At 68.9% G+C, this 18,380-nt stretch carries 18 protein-coding genes; 5 read left to right on the top strand and 13 right to left on the bottom strand.

Annotated features, from left to right (window positions below; translation table 11 throughout):
* Positions 1-7 precede the first annotated feature (7 nt).
* From fliP to fliF, 11 genes are all read right to left on the bottom strand, one after another.
* On the bottom strand, positions 8-862 hold the full coding sequence (fliP, locus tag G5S35_RS13965; RefSeq protein WP_065065628.1) for a flagellar type III secretion system pore protein FliP: 855 nt from the start codon (positions 860-862) through the stop codon (positions 8-10).
* The gene (gene fliO, locus G5S35_RS13960) at positions 863-1,474 is read right to left on the bottom strand and encodes a flagellar biosynthetic protein FliO (RefSeq protein ID WP_080180614.1); all 612 of its coding nucleotides are present in this window, start codon (positions 1,472-1,474) and stop codon (positions 863-865) included.
* Complete coding sequence (fliN, locus tag G5S35_RS13955; RefSeq protein WP_065065629.1) at positions 1,471-1,941, bottom strand: flagellar motor switch protein FliN; 471 nt, start codon at positions 1,939-1,941, stop codon at positions 1,471-1,473. Before fliN ends, fliO begins: the two co-directional genes overlap by 4 nt.
* Complete coding sequence (fliM, locus tag G5S35_RS13950) at positions 1,934-2,935, bottom strand: flagellar motor switch protein FliM (RefSeq protein WP_065065630.1); 1,002 nt, start codon at positions 2,933-2,935, stop codon at positions 1,934-1,936. Before fliM ends, fliN begins: the two co-directional genes overlap by 8 nt.
* Positions 2,936-2,980: 45 nt before the next feature.
* On the bottom strand, positions 2,981-3,481 hold the full coding sequence (gene fliL / locus G5S35_RS13945) for a flagellar basal body-associated protein FliL (protein ID WP_065065631.1): 501 nt from the start codon (positions 3,479-3,481) through the stop codon (positions 2,981-2,983).
* A 420-nt stretch (positions 3,482-3,901) separates the two neighbouring features.
* Positions 3,902-5,404, bottom strand: a complete 1,503-nt coding sequence (locus G5S35_RS13940) for a flagellar hook-length control protein FliK (protein ID WP_183038400.1) — start codon at positions 5,402-5,404, stop codon at positions 3,902-3,904.
* A 100-nt stretch (positions 5,405-5,504) separates the two neighbouring features.
* Positions 5,505-5,960: a flagellar export protein FliJ gene (fliJ, locus tag G5S35_RS13935; protein WP_065065665.1), complete on the bottom strand. Its 456-nt coding sequence runs from the start codon at positions 5,958-5,960 to the stop codon at positions 5,505-5,507.
* The gene (gene fliI / locus G5S35_RS13930; RefSeq protein ID WP_065065633.1) at positions 5,960-7,675 is read right to left on the bottom strand and encodes a flagellar protein export ATPase FliI; all 1,716 of its coding nucleotides are present in this window, start codon (positions 7,673-7,675) and stop codon (positions 5,960-5,962) included. The genes fliJ and fliI overlap by 1 nt, the downstream gene beginning before the upstream one ends.
* Positions 7,669-8,352 (bottom strand): flagellar assembly protein FliH, encoded by a 684-nt coding sequence (gene fliH, locus G5S35_RS13925; RefSeq protein ID WP_065065634.1) that lies wholly within the window; start codon positions 8,350-8,352, stop codon positions 7,669-7,671. Before fliH ends, fliI begins: the two co-directional genes overlap by 7 nt.
* The gene (gene fliG, locus G5S35_RS13920) at positions 8,345-9,340 is read right to left on the bottom strand and encodes a flagellar motor switch protein FliG (protein ID WP_065065635.1); all 996 of its coding nucleotides are present in this window, start codon (positions 9,338-9,340) and stop codon (positions 8,345-8,347) included. The genes fliH and fliG overlap by 8 nt, the downstream gene beginning before the upstream one ends.
* Positions 9,330-11,123 (bottom strand): flagellar basal-body MS-ring/collar protein FliF, encoded by a 1,794-nt coding sequence (gene fliF / locus G5S35_RS13915; protein ID WP_074982792.1) that lies wholly within the window; start codon positions 11,121-11,123, stop codon positions 9,330-9,332. Before fliF ends, fliG begins: the two co-directional genes overlap by 11 nt.
* Positions 11,124-11,404: 281 nt before the next feature.
* Here fliF and fliE point away from each other — a divergent pair, with 281 nt between their 5' ends.
* From fliE to G5S35_RS13890, 5 genes are all read left to right on the top strand, one after another.
* Positions 11,405-11,740, top strand: coding sequence for a flagellar hook-basal body complex protein FliE (gene fliE / locus G5S35_RS13910; RefSeq protein ID WP_065065637.1), 336 nt, complete (start codon positions 11,405-11,407; stop codon positions 11,738-11,740).
* Between the two features lie 152 nt (positions 11,741-11,892).
* Entirely contained in the window at positions 11,893-12,345 is a 453-nt protein-coding gene (fliS, locus tag G5S35_RS13905) for a flagellar export chaperone FliS (RefSeq protein ID WP_074982791.1), read from the top strand.
* Positions 12,342-12,674 carry a flagellar protein FliT gene (locus G5S35_RS13900; RefSeq protein WP_065065639.1) on the top strand — a complete coding sequence of 111 codons (333 nt, stop codon included), beginning with the start codon at positions 12,342-12,344 and terminating at the stop codon, positions 12,672-12,674. Before fliS ends, G5S35_RS13900 begins: the two co-directional genes overlap by 4 nt.
* A 136-nt stretch (positions 12,675-12,810) precedes the next feature.
* Positions 12,811-14,346: a flagellar hook-length control protein FliK gene (locus tag G5S35_RS13895; protein WP_183038399.1), complete on the top strand. Its 1,536-nt coding sequence runs from the start codon at positions 12,811-12,813 to the stop codon at positions 14,344-14,346.
* Positions 14,343-14,747 (top strand): EscU/YscU/HrcU family type III secretion system export apparatus switch protein, encoded by a 405-nt coding sequence (locus G5S35_RS13890; RefSeq protein WP_183038398.1) that lies wholly within the window; start codon positions 14,343-14,345, stop codon positions 14,745-14,747. Before G5S35_RS13895 ends, G5S35_RS13890 begins: the two co-directional genes overlap by 4 nt.
* Before the next feature lie 25 nt (positions 14,748-14,772).
* Here G5S35_RS13890 and G5S35_RS13885 read toward each other — a convergent pair whose 3' ends face one another.
* On the bottom strand, positions 14,773-16,245 hold the full coding sequence (locus G5S35_RS13885; protein ID WP_183038397.1) for a coniferyl aldehyde dehydrogenase: 1,473 nt from the start codon (positions 16,243-16,245) through the stop codon (positions 14,773-14,775).
* Between the two features lie 55 nt (positions 16,246-16,300).
* Positions 16,301-18,076, bottom strand: a complete 1,776-nt coding sequence (locus G5S35_RS13880) for an isovaleryl-CoA dehydrogenase (RefSeq protein WP_183038396.1) — start codon at positions 18,074-18,076, stop codon at positions 16,301-16,303.
* Positions 18,077-18,380: the final 304 nt, after the last annotated feature.

Below are 18,380 nucleotides of genomic sequence, written 5' to 3'. Positions count from 1 at the left end.
GGGGTCCTCAGGTGAAGCTCTGCGCGAGCGAGCCGATCAACAGTTGCCAGCCGTCCACGAGCACGAACAGCATGAGCTTGAAGGGCAGCGAGATCGTCGCGGGCGAGACCATCATCATACCCATCGACATCAGCACGCTCGCCACCACCATGTCGATGATGAGGAACGGAATGAAGACCGTGAAGCCGATCTGGAAGCCGGTTTTCAGCTCGCTCGTGACGAATGCGGGCACCAGCAGCGTGAGCGGCACGTCTTCGGGGCCCTGCATGGGCGGCGCGTGCGAGATGCGCGCGAACAGCGCGAGATCGGTCTCGCGGGTCTGGCGCAGCATGAAGGTCTTGAACGGCGCGACGCCGCGCGAGACCGCTTCCTCCATCGGCAGCGTGCCGGCGGAGAAGGGCTTGTAGCCGTCGTTGTACGCCTTGTCGATCACGGGCGACATCACGAACAGCGTGAGAAACAGCGCGAGTCCCACCAGCACCTGGTTGGGCGGCGTGGTGGTCGTGCCGAGCGCCTGACGCAGCAGCGAGAGCACGATGATGATGCGCGTGAAGCTCGTCATCATCAGCACCATCGCGGGCAGGAACGTCAGCATCGTGAGCAGCAGCATCGTCTGCACGCTCAGCGAATAGGTCGTTCCTCCGGCGGGGCCGGGGCTCGTGGTGAAGGCCGGCAGGCCTTGCGGGCCGGTGGCGGCCTGCGCGTGCGCCAGATGCGGCAGCAGCAGCGCCAGGGCGCCCGCGCCAAAGGCGAGCGCGACGGGCAGCGCCGCGCGCGAGAATTTCACCGAAGTCGGGAGGGAAGACGCGCTTGCGCGGCTTGCGTCGCCCGCGTGCGCGTCGTGAAGGGAACTGCCGTGCATTTACTGCGCTCCGCCGTCGTGACGCTTGAAACGTTTGCCGGCTTCGTGTTTCAGCGCGTCACGAAAGCGCTGTCCGAAGCTGCCTTGCAGGGCGGGGTCGCCGCTCGCCGTCACACCGGCCGCATTGGCCACACCGGCGGCGGGCAGTTCGCCCGCGGGCATCGTGTGCAGCAGGCGCACGCTGCCGGGCGCCGCGCCGAGCACGAGCCAGGTATCGCCGATCTCGACGACCGCCACGCGCTCCTTGCCGCCGAGCGAAGCGCCGCCCACGGTTTTGACGAGCGCATTTTTCGGGCCGTGCTGCAGACCGAGACGCCGCGCGAGCCACGCGCAGCCGAACACCACCGCGATCACCAGCGCGAGCCCGAACACCGTTTGCAGCACCGCGCCGAAACCGAGCGCCGGCACCGCGCTGCCCGCCACGACCGCCGACGCGTTCGAAGCGGACTGCGCCGCCTTGTTCACGGCCTGGAGGTCGGCGGCGTTCGCCGCGACTGCCGCGCCCGCTGCGCCCGACAGGGCCAGCGCGAGCGCGAACTGGAGCGTCTGGCGCGCGTGAGTGACGAGCGCGACGTGAGCGAAACGCGTGACGGGCCCGGCTGCGCGAGTCATCGATTCAGCTTCCGGATCCGTTCGGACGGCGTGATGATGTCGGTCAGACGGATACCGAACTTGTCGTTCACGACCACCACTTCGCCCTGGGCGATCAGGCAGCCGTTCACGAGCACGTCCATCGGCTCGCCGGCGAGGCCGTCGAGCTCCACCACCGAACCTTGCGCGAGTTGCAGCAGGTTGCGGATGGCGATCTTGGTGCGGCCGAGTTCGACGGTCATCTGGACGGGAATGTCCAGAATCATGTCGATGTCGTTGCGCGTCGAGTTCTGGTCGACCTTCGAGAGCGGCTGGAACACGGCTGCGGGCGCCGCAGCGGGCGCGTCGTTGCTGTTCTGCTCGGCCATCGCCGCTGCCCAGTCGTCCAGCGACGCCTCATCGGCGCCCGAACCCGGCACCTCGGCCGCGGCTTCCTGACCCGCTTCGAGCACGGGCTCTTCGCCTTGCGGGCTGTTCACGTCACTCATATCCACCTTCCTTCATCGTGTCGGCTGCGCTGATCATCTTCTGGACCCGCAACGCGTATTGACCATTGAAAATTCCGTAGCCGCATTCCATCACCGGCACGCCGTCGACCTTCGCGACGATGTGCTCGGGAATGTTGACCGGCAGGACGTCGCCCTTCTTCATGTTCAGGATCTGCTCGAACGTGATGGGCACCTGCGCGAGATCCGCGGTGAGCTCCACTTCGGCGGCCTGCACCTGCTGGGACAGCACGCGCACCCAGCGGCGGTCCACGTCGAGCACTTCGCCCTGCAGCGGCGAGGCGAGCACGTCGCGGATCGGCTCGATCATCGAGTACGGCATGCAGATGTGCAGCGTGCCGCCCGTCGGGCCGAATTCGATCGAGAACTGCGTGACGATCACGATCTCGTTGGGCGTCGCGACGTTGGCGAACTGCGTGTGCATTTCCGAGCGCACGTATTCGAACGTCAGCGGGCGCACGCTCTTCCACGCCGTCGTGTAGTGCTCGAAGACGAGGTTCAGCAGGCGCGCGATGATGCGCTGCTCGGTCTGCGTGAAGTCGCGCCCTTCCACACGCGTGTGGAAGCGGCCGTCGCCGCCGAACAGGTTGTCGACCACGAAGAACACGAGGTTCGGATCGAACACGAACAGCGAGGTGCCGCGCAGCGGCTTCACGTGGACGAGGTTCAGGTTCGTCGGAATCGGCAGGTTGCGCGTGAATTCGCTGTACTTCTGCACGCGCACGGGACCGACCGAAATTTCGGCCGTGCGGCGCATGAAGTTGAAAATGCCCACGCGCAACAGACGCGCAAAACGCTCGTTGATGATTTCGAGGCCGGGCATCCGGCCGCGCACGATGCGTTCCTGCGTCGCGATGTTGTAGGGCCGCACGCCCTGCTTTTCGGACGAGCTGGAGTCGCTGTCGACTTCGCCGGTGACGCCCTTGAGGAGGGCATCGACCTCCTCCTGCGACATGAACTCGTCGTGACCACCCATGCTCATGATGCGAGGCTCCCGGATATCTTCGCGCTGTGCATGGCGTTACTGCACGACGAATTCGGTGAACAGCACGTCTTCGACCTTGGCGGGCTGGCCGCGCGGGTCGGAGGGCTGCGAGATCAGCGCGGCCAGCTCGGTGGCGAGCGCGCGCTTGCCGTCGAGCGGCGCGAGATCGGACGGATGCTTGTTCGAGAGCGCCAGCAGCACGCGGCTGCGGATCTCCGGCATGTGCGCGACGAGCGCGTCCTGGGTCGCCTGGCTGTCGAGCTTGAGCGTGAGGCCGATGCGCAGATAGTGCGTGTCGCCGTCGTCGGACTGCAGGTTCACCGTCATCGGTTCGAGCGCGTAGTAGACCGGCACGGGCGGCGGCGGCGGTGCGCTCGCCGTGGCGGCGGCCGGATGACGCGACATGAAGAACCACACGCCCGCGCCGGCGGCGCCCGCGGCAAGGATCGCGATGATCACGATGAGAAGGATCCGCTTGAGCGGTCCGGGTTTCGCGCCCTGGGGCGCAGCTTGATCTTTTGCGGTCGTGGTCGCCATGTCGGTCGTAAGCCTGGGTGGTGCGGTGTTGGGGCCGAGTGTGGGGCCGTCGGGAAAACGCCCGCCGGTCGCGCAAGTTGCGCGCCGCGTGCGACATCAATCCCGGCAGCCTGCATTGTTCCGGCTTTTGCCTTACAGCGAAGGGAGGAATAGACGGGGGATTTCCGGCTATCTCGTGGTTTTGTTGCAGGTGCGGCGCGCACGCCGGAAAGCGCCGATGCGCGCGGCATCCCGGGCGTTGCGGCGCGCTGCCGTCATGTTGGAGAGCGATGCCCGAAGAAGGGCGCGCGATGGGGTCCGATCAGGGGCGATCTGAGTCGATCGACGGCGCGCGGTGCAAGAGCGACCGGTCGGGCGGCGCGATGCGCGCGCCGCCCGCCATTGCCAGGCGTCGTCAGACGTTCCTGGCGGCGATTGCCATCAGGCGAAGGTGTCGATCAGGCCGACGGTGCGCGTGGTCGGCGCCGTGGTGGTGCTGCCGATGGCGTCGTCGACGCCGCTGCCGGAGGCGAGGCTGCTGCCGCCCGAACGCGACGAGCGCGAACCGCTGCCCGAGCCGCTGCCGCTGTCCTGTTGCGCCTGCTGGTTCATCTGGCGCGAGAAGCCGTCGCTGACGCTCGCGCTGCCCAGACCGATGCCGTTTTCCTGCATCTGCTCGCGCAGTTTCGGCAGGGCCGCTTCGACGGCCTCGCGCACCTGCTGATGCTGCGAGACGAAGAGCGCGTGGGCGTGGTTCTCGGAGACCTGCAGCACGACTTGCAGCGGGCCGAGATCCTTCGGATTGAGCGTGAGTTCCGCCGAGCTCTGGTGCGCGTTCGAGAGGAACACGACCTTCTGGCTGAGCGCGTCTTCCCAGTCGCTCGTGCCCACCTGCGGCGCGAGCGCGGCCGACGCCGCCGCCGACGCCGCCGGATTGGTGGTCGCCGCCGCCGCCTGGGTGGCCTGGGCCTGAGCCGCGGCGGCTGCGGCCGCCTGGGTGGCCGCGAGCGCGTCGGTGGCCGCGTTCGCGGCGGCTTGCTGGACCGGCGTGGCCTGCTGCGCCACGGCCGCCGTGAGTGCGGTGGCCGCGGTCTGCGAAGCGGCGTCCGCGGTGACGGCCGTGGCTGCCTTGGCGTCGCCGGTCGCGCCGGTGGTCTTGTCGTCGAGTGCGGTGCTCAGGCCTTTGGCCTTCGCCTGCGCGCCCAGATGCGCCGCGAAGCCGTTGGCGATCGCCTGGCCCGTCGTGGCCGCGTCCTGCGTGGTCGCGCCGCCGTGCGCCGACAGCGTGGCCGCGCCGCTGCGCAGCTTTTGCAGCGCGGCGGTGAGCGCGTCGCCGACCGACTTCGAATCGGTGGTCGCGGTGGCGGTGGTGCCGTCCGCGGCCGTCGCGGCCGTGCCAGCCGCGGCGGCGGCGAGACCCGCGAGCGTGGCGTCGGTGGCGGGCGTCGTGCCGTCGCCGCTGCCGTCGTCCTGAGCCTGCTGGCCCGACTGCTGCGCGGCCTGCTGGGCTTGTTGCGCCTGCTGGGCCTGCGCGGCGGCCTGGGCGCCCGCGGCATCGGCCTGCTGCTGGTTGGTGCGGGCGTCGTCGCCGCGATGGTCGGTCTTCGAGGTGCTGTGCGTGCCGCTCGACGAGCTGCTGCCCGAAGTCGATTGCGACGACGACTGGCTCGATTGCGACGCTTGCGACGACTGCGAGGACGACGCGTTCTGCGACGCGTTCGCGTTGTTCGACGCGTTGGCGTTGTTGTACGCCTGCGAGGCGCTGGACTGCGCGTATTGCTGCGGCGTCGGCTGGCTCAGCGCGGTCTGCGCGGCGATGCTCTGCTGGAGCGTCTGAGCGAAGCCCTGGCTCGCCTGATCAGCCTGGCTGCCCGCGGAGGCGGCGCCGCTGGAGGCGGGGTCGACGGCTCCGAAGAGCGAACTGACTGCGGAAAGAAGCGACATGGTGTCTGCCCCGGATAACGTAACGGTGTGGATCGCGTGGTGGATCTTTGTGCGAGTTATGGGTACGGCTGGATACGGCTAACGGCTTCGATGGCCTGCTTCACGAATGATGCTGCGACGCGCGCATGCGCAGCGCGCGGGCGGCGAATTCGTCGGAATCGCGCTGCTCGCGTTTGGCTTCCACGCGCGCCTGCACGGCGTCCTGGCGCGACTGCAGCACCTCGTACGAGCCGAGCTTCTGCTTGGTGCGCAGCCACTCGGGCTTCGTGGCCTCGACGCGCTGCGTCGCCTGCTCGAGCAAGCGGCGCTGCTGCTCGATGGCGGCGTCGAGCGTGTCGATGAACGCCTGGAAGTTGCGCACGTTGCCCGCGGCCATGCCCTTGCGGGCCGACTCGGTGAAGCGCGTATGGTACTCGTCGCGGTAGTCGATCAGCGACTTCAGCTGCTTCTCGATCTCCGCGCGTTCGCGCTGCACGCGGCCGAGCTTCTGCGTGGCGGCGTCGACGTCGTCCTGCGCGAGGCCGATCAGGGTCTGCAATGCGGTCTGCCGGGTCATCATCTATTCCCCTGTCCAATGAGCGCGCCGAGCATATCGACGCTCTGATCGTAGTTCGCGCTTTCGCGAAAGCCCTGCTGAAGAAAGGCCTCGATGCGCGGATAAAGTGCAATGGCGCGGTCGAGCACGGCGTCGCGCCCGCTCACGTACGCGCCGACGTTGATGAGATCGCGGTTGCGCTGGTAGCGCGAGAGCATCTGCTTGAACGCGCGCGTCTGGTTCAGATGCTGATCGTCGATCAGCGCCGTCATCGCGCGGCTGATCGACGCTTCGATGTCGATGGCCGGATAGTGACCGGCTTCGGCGAGCGCGCGCGACAGCACGATGTGGCCGTCCAGAATCGCGCGCGCCGAGTCGGCGATCGGGTCCTGCTGGTCGTCGCCTTCGGTGAGCACGGTGTAGAACGCCGTGATCGAGCCGCCGCCTTCGGGGCCGTTGCCGGTGCGCTCGACGAGCGCGGGCAGCTTCGCGAACACCGAGGGCGGATAGCCCTTGGTCGCGGGCGGCTCGCCGATCGCCAGCGCGATCTCGCGCTGCGCCATCGCGTAACGCGTGAGCGAATCCATCAGCAGCAGCACGTGCTTGCCCTGATCGCGGAAATATTCGGCCAGCGAGGTGGTGTACGCGGCGGCCTGCATGCGCAGCAGCGGCGAGACGTCGGCCGGCGCGGCCACCACCACCGAGCGCGCGAGCCCTTCCTCGCCGAGGATCTGCTCGATGAATTCCTTCACTTCGCGGCCCCGCTCGCCGATCAGGCCGATCACGATGACTTCGGCGCTGGTGGCGCGGGCCATCGTGCCGAGCAGCACCGATTTACCGACGCCCGAGCCCGCGAACAGGCCCATGCGCTGGCCGCGCCCGACCGTGAGCAGCGCGTTGATCGCGCGCACGCCCACGTCGAGCACCTTGTGGATCGGCTCGCGGTTCAGCGGGTTGATGACGGGCGCGGTGAGCGGCGCGTCGGCTTCCGTGTTGATCGGGCCGAAGCCGTCGAGCGGCTTGCCCGAGGCGTCGACCACGCGGCCCAGCATGCCCCAGCCGACCGGCAGGCGCTTGGCGCCCGCCATCGGATCGGCGATCGGCGCGCTTTCGAGCGGCCACACGCGCGCGCCCGGCAGCAGGCCCGCGACTTCGGTGGTCGGCATCAGGAACAGCTTGTCGCCGGAAAAGCCCACCACTTCGGCTTCGGCCATCGGCAGCGAGCTGCCCGGCGGGAGTTCGATCACGACTTCCGCGCCCACGGCGAGGCGCAGGCCCACGGCTTCGAGCACGAGACCGGCGGCGCGCGTGAGGCGGCCGCAGCCGCGCAGCGGCAGCGCGAGGGCGTTGCGCTCGCGCACGCTGTTCAGGCGCGCCTTCCAGCTCGCGTGATGCGGATTGTCCGGGTCGAAATTCGCGGGCGGCGTGTACGGAGCCGGCGCGGGCGCAAGCACGGGTTCGGGCGCGAGGCCTGGTGCCGGGCTGTCCGGCGCGGCGGGCAGGCCGGCGAGACGCTCGGCCGCCGCGCCCATGTCGGCGGAAAAATTCGGTGCGGGAAAGTGCGGCAGGTCGGGCAGCACGAATTCGGAGTCGCCGTCGACCAGCATGCCGTCGGTCTGGGCCGCGTCGTGCACGCCGGGGCCGAACGAGGCGAGCGCCAGTTCCTGTTCGAGCGGCGTGAGGCCGCCCGTGTGGATCGCCTGATGCACGGTCTGATGCAGCGCCGAATTCACCATGGCCGCGCCTTCCCGAGCGCTGCGGCGACGCGCTCCCAGCGCGTGCCGATGCCCGCGTCCGTCTCGCCGGTCGCCGCCTGCGCACGGCAGCCGCCGCGTTCCAGCGAGGCGTCGGTGCGCACGGTCCAGCCGCGCGCCTGCAAATCTTCGAGGAGATAGGCCTCGACCACCGGCAGATCGGCCGGGCTCACCACCAGTTGCGGCGAGCCGGACAACTGCGGCTCGTGCGCGAGCACTTCACGCGCCGCGGCGAGCAGCGCCGTCGGGTCGTGCTGTACATGCTGGCGGACCACCTGCTGGGCGATGTCGAGCGCCAGCTCGACGAGCGTTTCGGCCACGCCCGCTTCGGCGGTCGTCAGCGCATCGGAAAAACGTTGCGCGATCGCCGACAACTGCGCCGCCACGGCGCGCGCCTCGCCGAGTCCCTGTTCGAAACCCTGCTTCTGGCCCTGGTCGTAGCCGGCCTGGTAGCCGAGCGCCTGGCCCGCCACGTGGCCGGACGTCAGGCCGGCCTGGTGGGCGTTGTCGCGAATACGCTGCAGTTCCGCCTCGAACGCCGCCGTTTCGTCCGGCGTGGGCGGCGGCGGGGGAGGCGGAGGCGGATCGAAGCACGCCATCTCCCAGCGCTGATACGCCGAGAGTTGACGGTGCAACGGTTGTGAGGCTTCGTCAGACATAAGCGTCTTCTGCCTTGCCGCCGATCACGATCTGGCCGCTTTCGGCGAGGTTGCGCACGATCTGCAGGATACGCCGCTGCTGCGCTTCGACTTCCGAAACGCGCACGGGGCCGCGCGCGTCCAGGTCTTCGGCGAGCAGTTCCGCGGCGCGCTGCGACATGTTCGCGAGGAACTTCTGGCGCAGCGCGGGCGGGGCGCCCTTGAGCGAGATGATGAGCGATTCGGACTCGACTTCCTTGAGCAGCAGCTGAATCGCGCGGTCTTCGAGATCCAGCAGGTTCTCGAACACGAACATCTGGTCGATGATCTTCTGGGCAAGCTCGGCGTCGTACTGGCGGACCGTTTCGATCACGCCTTCCTCGTGCTGGCTCGTCATGAAGTTCAGGATTTCGGCGGCCGTGCGGATGCCGCCCATCGGGCTGCGCTTGAGGTTGTCGCTGCCCGACAGCAGGCCCATGAGCACGTCGTCGAGTTCGCGCAGCGCCTGCGGCTGGATGCCGTCGAGCGTGGCGATACGCAGCAGCACGTCGTTACGCAGACGCTCCGTGAAGCACGAGGCGATTTCGGACGCCTGATCGCGGTCGAGGTGAACCAGGATCGTGGCGATGATCTGCGGGTGCTCGTTCTTGATGAGTTCCGCGACCGAGCCCGAGTCCATCCACTTCAGGCCTTCGATACCGCTCGTGTCGCCGCCTTGCAGAATGCGGTCGATCACCGCACCGGCCTTGTCCTCGCCGAGCGCCTTGGTCAGCACGCTGCGGATGTAGTCGTTCGAGTCGAGCGACAGCGCCGTGTGCTGCTCGGCTTCCTTGACGAACTCGTGCAGCACCGCGTCGATCTCTTCGCGCTTGACGTTCTTCAGCGCGGCCATCGCCGCGCCGATCTTCTGCACTTCGCGCGGCCCGAGGAACTTGAAGACCTGAGAGGCCTCTTCCTCGCCGATCGACATGAGCAGCAGTGCGCTCTTGACAGCTCCTTCAGCGCTCATCGTTCACCCAGCTCTTGACAACGGTTGCGACAATCTTCGGATCCTGGCGCGCGATGTTGCGCGCGAATTCCAGGTTGCGTTCGAACTTCTGTTTCTCGTTTTCGAGGGCCAGCAGATCGCTGTCGCCCTCGACCACGCCGCCCGTGCCTTCGATCTTCTCGACTTGCGGCAGGCCGTCCAGCAGGAGCGGCTCGGCGTCGCCCCCGAGCGCCGGGCCGGCGGCGGCGGCAACCGGCTCCGGCGGCGGGAAGGCGCGGCGCAGCGCCGGCTTCACCATCACGAAGTACAGGAACAGGGCCACCGCGCCGATGCCGAGCCAGGTCGCGATCTGCTTGGCCAGCGCGATCATGTCCGGCTGGCGCCACCACGGCAGGTTGGCGTTCGGATCGACGTCGGTCTGGAACGCGGCGTTGACCACGTTCACCGAGTCGCCGCGCTTGATGTCGTAGCCCATCGCGTCCTTCACGAGCTGTTCGACCTGCGCGAGCTTCTGCGCGTCGAGCGGCTGCATCGTGGCGTGGCCCTTGGCGTCCACCTTCTGCTGATAGTTCACGATCACGGCCACCGAGAGGCGCTTGATGTCGCCCGGCGACTGCTGGAAGTGACGCACCGTCTTGTCCAGCTCGTAGTTCGTGGTGGTGTCGCGGTGATCCGAAATCGGCGTCGAGGCGGCCGCGCCGCTCGCGCCCGCGGGCGCGTTGATCGGCGCCGAGGCCGGCTGCGGCGGCTGGTTCGAGAGCGCGCCCGGCACGCCGCCCGCGCCCGACTGCTGCATGTCGGTGGCGATGTTCTGCTGCTGGCTGCGGATCGAGGCCTGCTGCGGATTGGCGTTCGGGCCGTAGTTCTCCGAGGTCTGTTCGAGCTTCGAGAAGTCCACGTCGGCGCTGACCTGCGAGCGCGCGTTGCCCGAGCCGAACAGCGGCGCGAGGATCGCGTCGATGCGCGACTGGGTGTCGTGCTCGATCTGGCGCACGTACTTGAGCTGCGAGGCGTCGAGGCCCGCGCTGGCGGCGCTTTGCGTGAGCAGATTGCCGTCCTGGTCGACCACGGTGACGTTGCGCACCGGCAGATCGGGCACGGCCGACGAAATCATGTGCGTGACCGCGGCCACCTGGCCTTCGTCGAGCACGCGGCCCGGATACAGATTGACGAGCACCGACGCCGAAGGCGCTTCGCGCTCGCGCACGAACACCGAGGGCTTCGGAATGGCCAGATGCACGCGCGCCGACTTGACGCTCTGGATCGACTGGATGGTCTGTTCGAGTTCGCCTTCGAGGGCGCGCTGGTAATTGACCTGCTCGGCGAACTGGCTGATGCCGAACTTCTGGTTGTCCATCAGTTCGAAGCCGACCGAACCGTTCTTCGGCAGGCCTTGCTGGGCGAGGCGCAGGCGCATTTCGTTGACCTGCTCGGACGGCACCAGAATGGCGCCGCCGCCGTCGGACAGCTTGTAGGGCACGTTGGCGGCTTGCAGCGCCGTGATGATGGAGCCGCCGTCACGGTCGGACAGGTTGCTGTAGAGCACCTTGTAGTCCGGCGCGCGCGACCACAGCACGAGGCCCGCGACCACCGCGACGAGCACGGCGACAGCGACGATCAGCGGCGCACGCGGGTTGCCGCGCACGCTGCGCAGCGACGAGAGCGAACCGAGGCGCTGCGCGAAGCCGCCGCCCAGGTCGTCCGCGGCGCCGGATGCCGCGCCACCGGCGCCTGTGGCGGCGCCGCTGGTGGCGAGGCCCATGCGGGCGTCGGGGTTGATCAAAGAGTTGGCAGACGAATCCATGCGACGGGTTTCTCCGGGAGACTTGCACGTCCCTGCGGCGCGCGCGCGGCAGAGACTTTCACGACAGGGATTATCCGAGAGCCGTGGCAAGCCGATTGCGCGAATAGAGCCGGGTTTTCCCCCTAGTTTCGGGGCTGCTCAAAATGTCCGACTGCTATATTTCTCGCAGACTCGGCACCCTGCGTACGCGGACCGGGTCCGGGGGCGTCGCCCCCCGCGCACCCGGACCGGGGTTGCGCGGGCCGCCGCCGCCGCGCAACTCTCTTTATCGTGGAGCAAACATGACGGTGCCAGTCAACCCACTCACGTCGGCGCTAGCGCAGATGCAGGCCATGGCCGCCCAGGCCGCGGGCAGCGCCACGGCGGCTGAATCCGGCTCGGGTGCGGCGAGCGGCGGCGAGTTCGCCGCGGCGCTCAAGGCGTCGCTCGACAAGATCAGCGACGATCAGCAGAAGGCCGTCGGCGAGTCGCAGGCGTTCGAATTGGGGGCCAGCAACGTTTCGCTCAACGATGTCATGGTCGACATGCAGAAGGCCAATATCGGCTTCCAGTTCGGCCTGCAGGTGCGCAACAAGCTCGTCGCGGCCTACACCGACATCATGCAGATTCAGGTGTAAGCCGGGACGCGCGAACCCCTTCCGACTGTCAGCCCATTAAAGCTTCTCCTCATACTTTCCGATAACACGGCTAGAACCGGTTCGCGCGCCCACGGGCGGCGCGGATCCGGAAGCACCGATTCCACAGCCGCACGTTCGAAGGAGAAGCGCCGATGTTTTCCCCTGCCCAATCTGGAGCCAACGCCTATGCACGCGTCGGTGTCGAAACGGGGATTATGGGCGCCAGTCCGCACAAGCTGATCGCGCTCCTGTACGAAGGCGCGCGCAAGGCGATTGCGCAAGCCCGCCTGCATCTGCAGATGGGCAACGTGGGGCCGCGTGGCGAGGCGATCGGCAAGGCCATCCGGATCGTCGAAAGCGGGCTTCAGCTGGCGTTGAACGTCGAGGCGGGCGGGGAAATCGCGCAGCGCCTGAATGCACTCTACAGCTACATGACGCGACGTTTGCTCGAAGCGAATATTCAACAGAGCGAGTCCATGCTGGTCGAAGTCGATGGCCTGCTGGCAACGCTCGAGGAAGCCTGGTTGGGGATTGCGCCGGAGGTGGAACAGATGGCCCAGCAGCAGCGGGCATCCGGGCCTTCGTCCGGCTCATTGACGAGATGAGTTCGAAAGCAGACTACTTCGCCCACTATGAAGCGATCGCGGCAGTGTCTGGGCAGATGCTCAGCGCGGCGCGCGGCGCACACTGGAACGATCTGATCGGCCTCCAGGAGGAATACCGCCACCTCGTCGAAGCGCTCAAGGACGCCGATCTCGGCGTCCGGCTCAGCACCACCGAGCGCGCGCGCAAGTACGAGCTGATCCGGCAGATCCTCGCCGACGACGCAGCGATCCGCGACCTCGCGAGTCCGTGCATGGCGCGCCTGTCGGCGCTCTTTCAAGGCACGGCGCAGCCCGCGCGGGTCCTGCAGGAGCTGTACGGCGCGCGCTAGCCGCAGGCCGCGGCGGACCTGCCGGCGCAGCGCGCCGGGCACCGCCCATTCTGGAACGTCCCCTGAAACCGGCTGACGACGTCGGCGCCCCGGACCGGGAGCCGAACCCGGCCACTGAACTGGCCCCACGCTCCGCATGAACGGAATCGACACGAGCGCCGCCGCGCTGATCGCGAGCCGCGTAGGCGCGCTGGGCCCGACCGGCGCGCAAGGCAGCGCCGGCACCGCGCAGGCGGGCGTGTCCGCGCTGGCGGGCGGCGTCACCGCGCTGCCCGAGGCGCAGGCCGTCAATTCGCCGCAGGCGTCGGCGCAAACCGAGCTGTCGGCCGTCGCGCTCGCGCTCGACGCGATCATCCGCTCGGGCGGCGACGCCACGCCCGCCGTGGTCGGCAGCGCGCCCGTCTGGGCCAATCCGGGCGCCGATCCGGGCGCGGCCGCCAATACCGCCACCAACGCCAATTTGCCGCTGCCGGGACTCGCGCAGGCCGAAGCCGCGCTCGAAAGCGCCTTGCTCGCGGATCTCGCGGCGACGGCGCAAGCGGGCGCGAATGGCGTGAACGAGGCGGCTGGGGCAACCGGAACGACCGGCGCGGCCAACGCCGCCGATGCCGCGAATCAAGCCACACCAGGCAACGCCGCGCAGGCCACCGGCAACGCACAAGGCACGCAGGGCGCCGCGCTCGCGGCCCAATCCGGCCCCGTGGCCGCGCTGACGGCGGCGCTCGCGCAGACGGTCGCGTCGAGCGGCCTGTTCTACGAATCGCATCTCGCGCAATGGCTGCAAGGCCAGCGCTCGCCCGCCGAACTCGCCGACGAACCGCAGAACCGGCTCGCGGGCACGCAATTGCCGCTCGACTGGAGCAGCGCCGCCGACGACATCGACGACGTGTTCTGGACCGACGTGCCGTCCGCCTCGCAGACGGCCGCGCGCGCCGCCGCCGATGCGGCGTCCGCCCAGCCGCGCAACACCGCCGGCACGACGGGCGCCGACGCGGGCAACGCCGCCTCGCAGAACGCCGCGCGCGCGAACACCTTGCTCGGCGACACGCTGCTGCCCGCGCTGCACACCCAGGCGGGCACGGCGGCGGGCGTCCATCAGGCGCTGCTGCCGATCGTGCGTCAGCAACTCGATCTGCTCGCGACCGGCGAATTCCGCTGGACCGGCGAGGCGTGGCCCGGCGTGCGTCTCGACTGGAGCATCCAGCAGGAAGACTACGACGCCCACGAGGTCCACAACCAGCGCGGCCCGCGCCGCAGCGCCGACGACGACACGCCGTGGCGCACGCGCCTGACGCTCGCGCTGCCGTCGCTCGGCACCGTCGACGCGGAACTCACGCTCACCGGATCGGCGCTCGCCGTGCGCGTGCAGGCCAGCCCCGGCGGCGCGCAGCAACTGACGGCGCACAGCGAGGTGCTGCGCGGACGCATCGCGGCGCTCGGACTCGCGCTGGCCGGATTGTCGATCCGCGAAATCGGCGGTGGCATCGCCGGTGGTGCAGGTGGAGCAGGCGGAGCGGGTCAGGCCGCGCGCGCCGCCGACGCTTACGCGCACCATGCGGCGCAGGCCGAACAGGCGGCAGCCGCTGCGGCGACGCACGCCTACGCGGACGCGTCCGCCGATGCGGCGTCGGATGCGCATCCGGCGTCGTCAACCGACTGGGAACTGGGATGAGCCGCACGAACCGCAAGAGCGCCGCGGCGCTCGCCTACGACGACGCGGCTTCGCCCGACGCCGCGCCGCGCGTGGTCGCGAAGGGCTACGGCCTTGTCGCCGAGATGATCGTGCAGCGCGCGAAGGAAGCCGGCCTCTATGTGCACGAGGCGCCGGAAATGGTGTCGCTGCTGATGCAGGTCGATCTGGATTCGCAGGTGCCGCCGCAGCTTTATCAGGCGGTGGCGGAACTGCTCGCCTGGCTGCACGGGCTCGAAGTCGCGGGCAACGCGCAAGCCGCCGCCGCTGCCGCCGCGAATGGCCAGCAATCAGCCGCAGGCGCGGCGGGCGCAGGCCGCAACACGCCCGATCCGAAATCGCTGTCGATCAATCCGTTCCGCTTTCCGGCCTTGCCGGAGTGAGGCACGCGACGCCAGGCCGCTGGCTTCAGAACCGCAACATCACGCGAATCAGCGTGTTGAACAGCTTGCCGTAAGGTGGCGCGATCAGCCCGCGCGCGTTCAGGCGCGCCTGGGTGAACACGGGTTTGATCTTCGAGAAGGTCTGAAATCCCTCGTAGCCGTGATATGCGCCCATGCCGCTCGCGCCCACGCCGCCGAACGGCAGCCCCTCCGCGGCGATATGCATCAGCGTTTCGTTCACCGACATGCCGCCCGCCACGGTCTCGTGCGTCACGCGATCGACCGTGCGCGCGTCGTCGGCGTAGAGATAGAGCGCGAGCGGGCGCGGACGCGCGTTCACGTAGCGCAGCGCCTCGTCGAGCGTGTCGTAGGGCACGATCGGCAGCAGCGGCCCGAAAATTTCCTCCTGCATCAATCGCGTCGAGTCGGGCGCGTTCGTCACGATCACGGGCGCGAACTGGCGCGTCGCGGCGTCGCGCGGACCGAGCGGATGCAGTTGCGCGCCCGCGGCCTGGGCTTCGTCGGCGAGCCGTTCGAGGCGCTCGAAATGGCGCGGCGAGATGATCGAGGTGTAATCGCGGTTGGTCGCGAATTGCGGATACAGCGTCTCGAAGCGCGTGCGCGCGCGGGCGATGAACGCCGCTTCGCTGCCGCGCGGCAGCAGCACGTAATCGGGCGCGATGCAGGTCTGCCCGGCGTTGAGCGTCTTGCCGAGCAGCAGGCTGTCGACGGCGTAGTCGAAGCGCGCCTGCGTGCCGATCAGCGCGGGCGACTTGCCGCCCAGTTCGAGCGTGACCGGCGTGAGATGGTTGGCCGCCGCGCGCATCACTTCGTGGCCGATGCGCGTCGAGCCCGTGAACAGCAGATGGTCGAACGGCAGCGCGCTGAAGGCCGCGCCCACGGCCGCGTCGCCGTTCACGACCGCCACGTGGTCGGGCGCGAAGGCCTGCGCGATCAGATCGGCGAACAGCGCGGACGTGCGCGGCGTCAGCTCCGACATCTTGATCAGCGCTCGGTTGCCCGCCGCGAGCGCGCAGACGAGCGGACTCGCGCCCAGCAGCAGCGGATAGTTCCACGGCACGACGATACCCGCCACGCCGAGCGGCTGCGGCACGACTTTCGCGCGGCCCGGCGCGAGCCACTTGCCCGTGCGGCGGCGCTGCGGACGCATCCAGCGCTCGCCGTGCTTGAGCGCGGCGTCGATTTCCTGCTTGAGCACCACGAATTCCGCGAGCGCGACCTCGGCTTTCGAGCGCTGGCCGAAATCCGCGTTCATCGCGTCGGCGAGCGCGTCCTGATTCGCGAACAGCACGTCGCGCAGCGTGCGCAGATGACGCGCGCGCGTGCTCCACGCCGGAAACGGCTCGCGCAGGAAGGCTTCGCGCTGCGTGGCGAGCAGCGCGGCGAGCGTGTCCGGCGTGTGCTCGCCGGTTGTGCTCGCGGCACTTGCGCCGGGAGCGGGCTGCGGAGCAAGCGTTTCGGGCAGATCCTGCTTCATGGTCGGTCCTTGATGGAGTGAGGTGCGCGGGCGCTCGTGTTGTTGTTATCGCTGCTCATCGCACCAGATAGTCGGCGGGCAGCGCGCGTTCGATCAGCGCGGCGTGGTCGAAGCGCGCGGGCAGCGTGCCGAACACGCGGTCGCAGTCGGCGGCATGTTCGTCGAGCCGCGTGGCGATGAACGCGTCGGCGACCTCGGGCGGTCCGGCGCGCAACAGCATCGCCTGCGCGATCAGCACGATCTGCTGCGCGATGCGCCGCGCGCTCGCCTCGCGCGATCCCGGCGCGCCGTTGAGCAGCGCCGCGAGCCGGTCGAGCGCGGCTGTGAGCACGAGATGATCGGCCGCTTCGCGACGCCACGCAAGAAAGAGCGCCTGGGCGGCGTCGGCCTCGCGTTCGAGCGCGCGCAGCACGTCGAGACACATCACGTTGCCCGACCCTTCCCAGATCGAGTTGACGGGCGCCTCGCGGTAGAAGCGCGCCATCGGCCCTTCCTCGACGTAGCCGTTGCCGCCCCAGACTTCCATCGCCTCGCCGGTGAACGCGAGCGTGCGCTTGCAGACCCAGAACTTCGCGGCGGGCGTGACGATGCGCCGCCACGCGCGCGCTTCGAGCGCTTCGGCGCTTTCCTCGCCGGGCTGCGCCGCCTGCGCGCTCTGCTCGAATGCGTGCGCGAGGCGCATGAACAGCACCGTCGCGGCTTCGGATTCGAGCGCGAGGTCGGCGAGCACGTTCTGCATCAGCGGCTGCTGCGCGAGCGGACGGCCGAACGCGTTGCGATGGCGCGCGTGATGGATCGCCTGCACGAGCGCCGCGCGCATCAGCGCCGCGCTGCCGATCACGCAGTCAAGCCGCGTGAAATTCGCCATTTCGATGATGGTCGGCACACCGCGGCCTTCGTCGCCGATCATCACGCCCTCGGCGTCGAAGAATTCGACTTCGCTGCTCGCGTTCGAGCGGTTGCCGAGCTTCTCTTTCAGACGCTGCACGTTGACGGCGTTCTTCGTGCCGTCCGGCAGGAAGCGCGGCACGAAGAAGCACGAGAGGCCGTCGTGTTCGGTCGTGCGCGCGAGCACGAGGTGCGCGTCGCATTGCGGCGCGGAAAAGAACCACTTGTGGCCGGTCAGCAGATAGCGCGCGCCGCGTCCGCTCTGCGCGCCCGCCGGACGCGCTTCGGTGCGGTTGCTGCGCACGTCGGAGCCGCCCTGCTTTTCGGTCATGCCCATGCCGATCATCATCGAGCGCTTGTGGGCGAGCGGCACGTCGCGCGGATCGTGCTCGCGCGTGTAGAGCTTGTCGCGCAGCGTCTCGAACAGCGCCGCCTCGCGCTGTAGAACCGGAATGCTGGCGAACGTCATGGTGAGCGGGCAGAGCGAGCCCGATTCGAGCTGCGCGTGCAGAAAATAGCCCGCGCAGCGCGCGGCCATCGCGCCGGGACGCGGCTCGGAGAACGGCAGCGCGTGCAGGCCTTCGGCGCGCAGCAGCGCGAGCAACGCGTGCCACGCAGGATGAAATTCGATGGCGTCGATGCGCTCGCCGCGCGCGCTGTGCGTGTGCAGTTCGGGCGCGTGGCGGTTGGCGAGATCGGCGAGCGCCAGCACCTCGGCTTCGCCGAGCTTGGCGCCATGACGCGCGAGCGCATCGCGATGCCACTGCGCGCCGGCGCGCGCGAGCGCTTCGCCGAGCGCGGCATCGGTGGAAAAAAGGTTGTAATCGGCGAGCGGCGGCGCCTGATTCGTGACTTCGTGCGTGGTGCCGGGGCGATGCTGGCGCGACGCGGCGTCGGTCGCGTCGCGTGCGCTGGCCGGGTGCGTCGGGGCGATTGGGTTCATCGAGGCGGTCTCCATCGGCGGCGCGCGTCGGGCGCGCGGTGTCATCGTGACTGATCTGACGAAAAGCCCACGCGCGGCGTGCGCGCGAGGCCGTCATGCTCGTTCGTGATGCGCACCGATGGCGGCCCGCGCCGCACGCGTCCAGACTATATGCGCAGTCTGGACCCATGCGGCGGGCCGGTTACTGGGCGCTCCAGCGCTCCCTGTGCTGCTTGCTGGAATCGTTTTTGTAACCGCCGACGCCGGGCGCCGGACGGTCCTTCATGTTAGTCGCCAATGAGACATCGTGTAATGGCAGGATTAG

This window comes from Paraburkholderia tropica (assembly GCF_014171495.1).
GTDB lineage: Bacteria > Pseudomonadota > Gammaproteobacteria > Burkholderiales > Burkholderiaceae > Paraburkholderia > Paraburkholderia tropica.
This window is presented reverse-complemented; position numbering and strand designations above follow the sequence as displayed.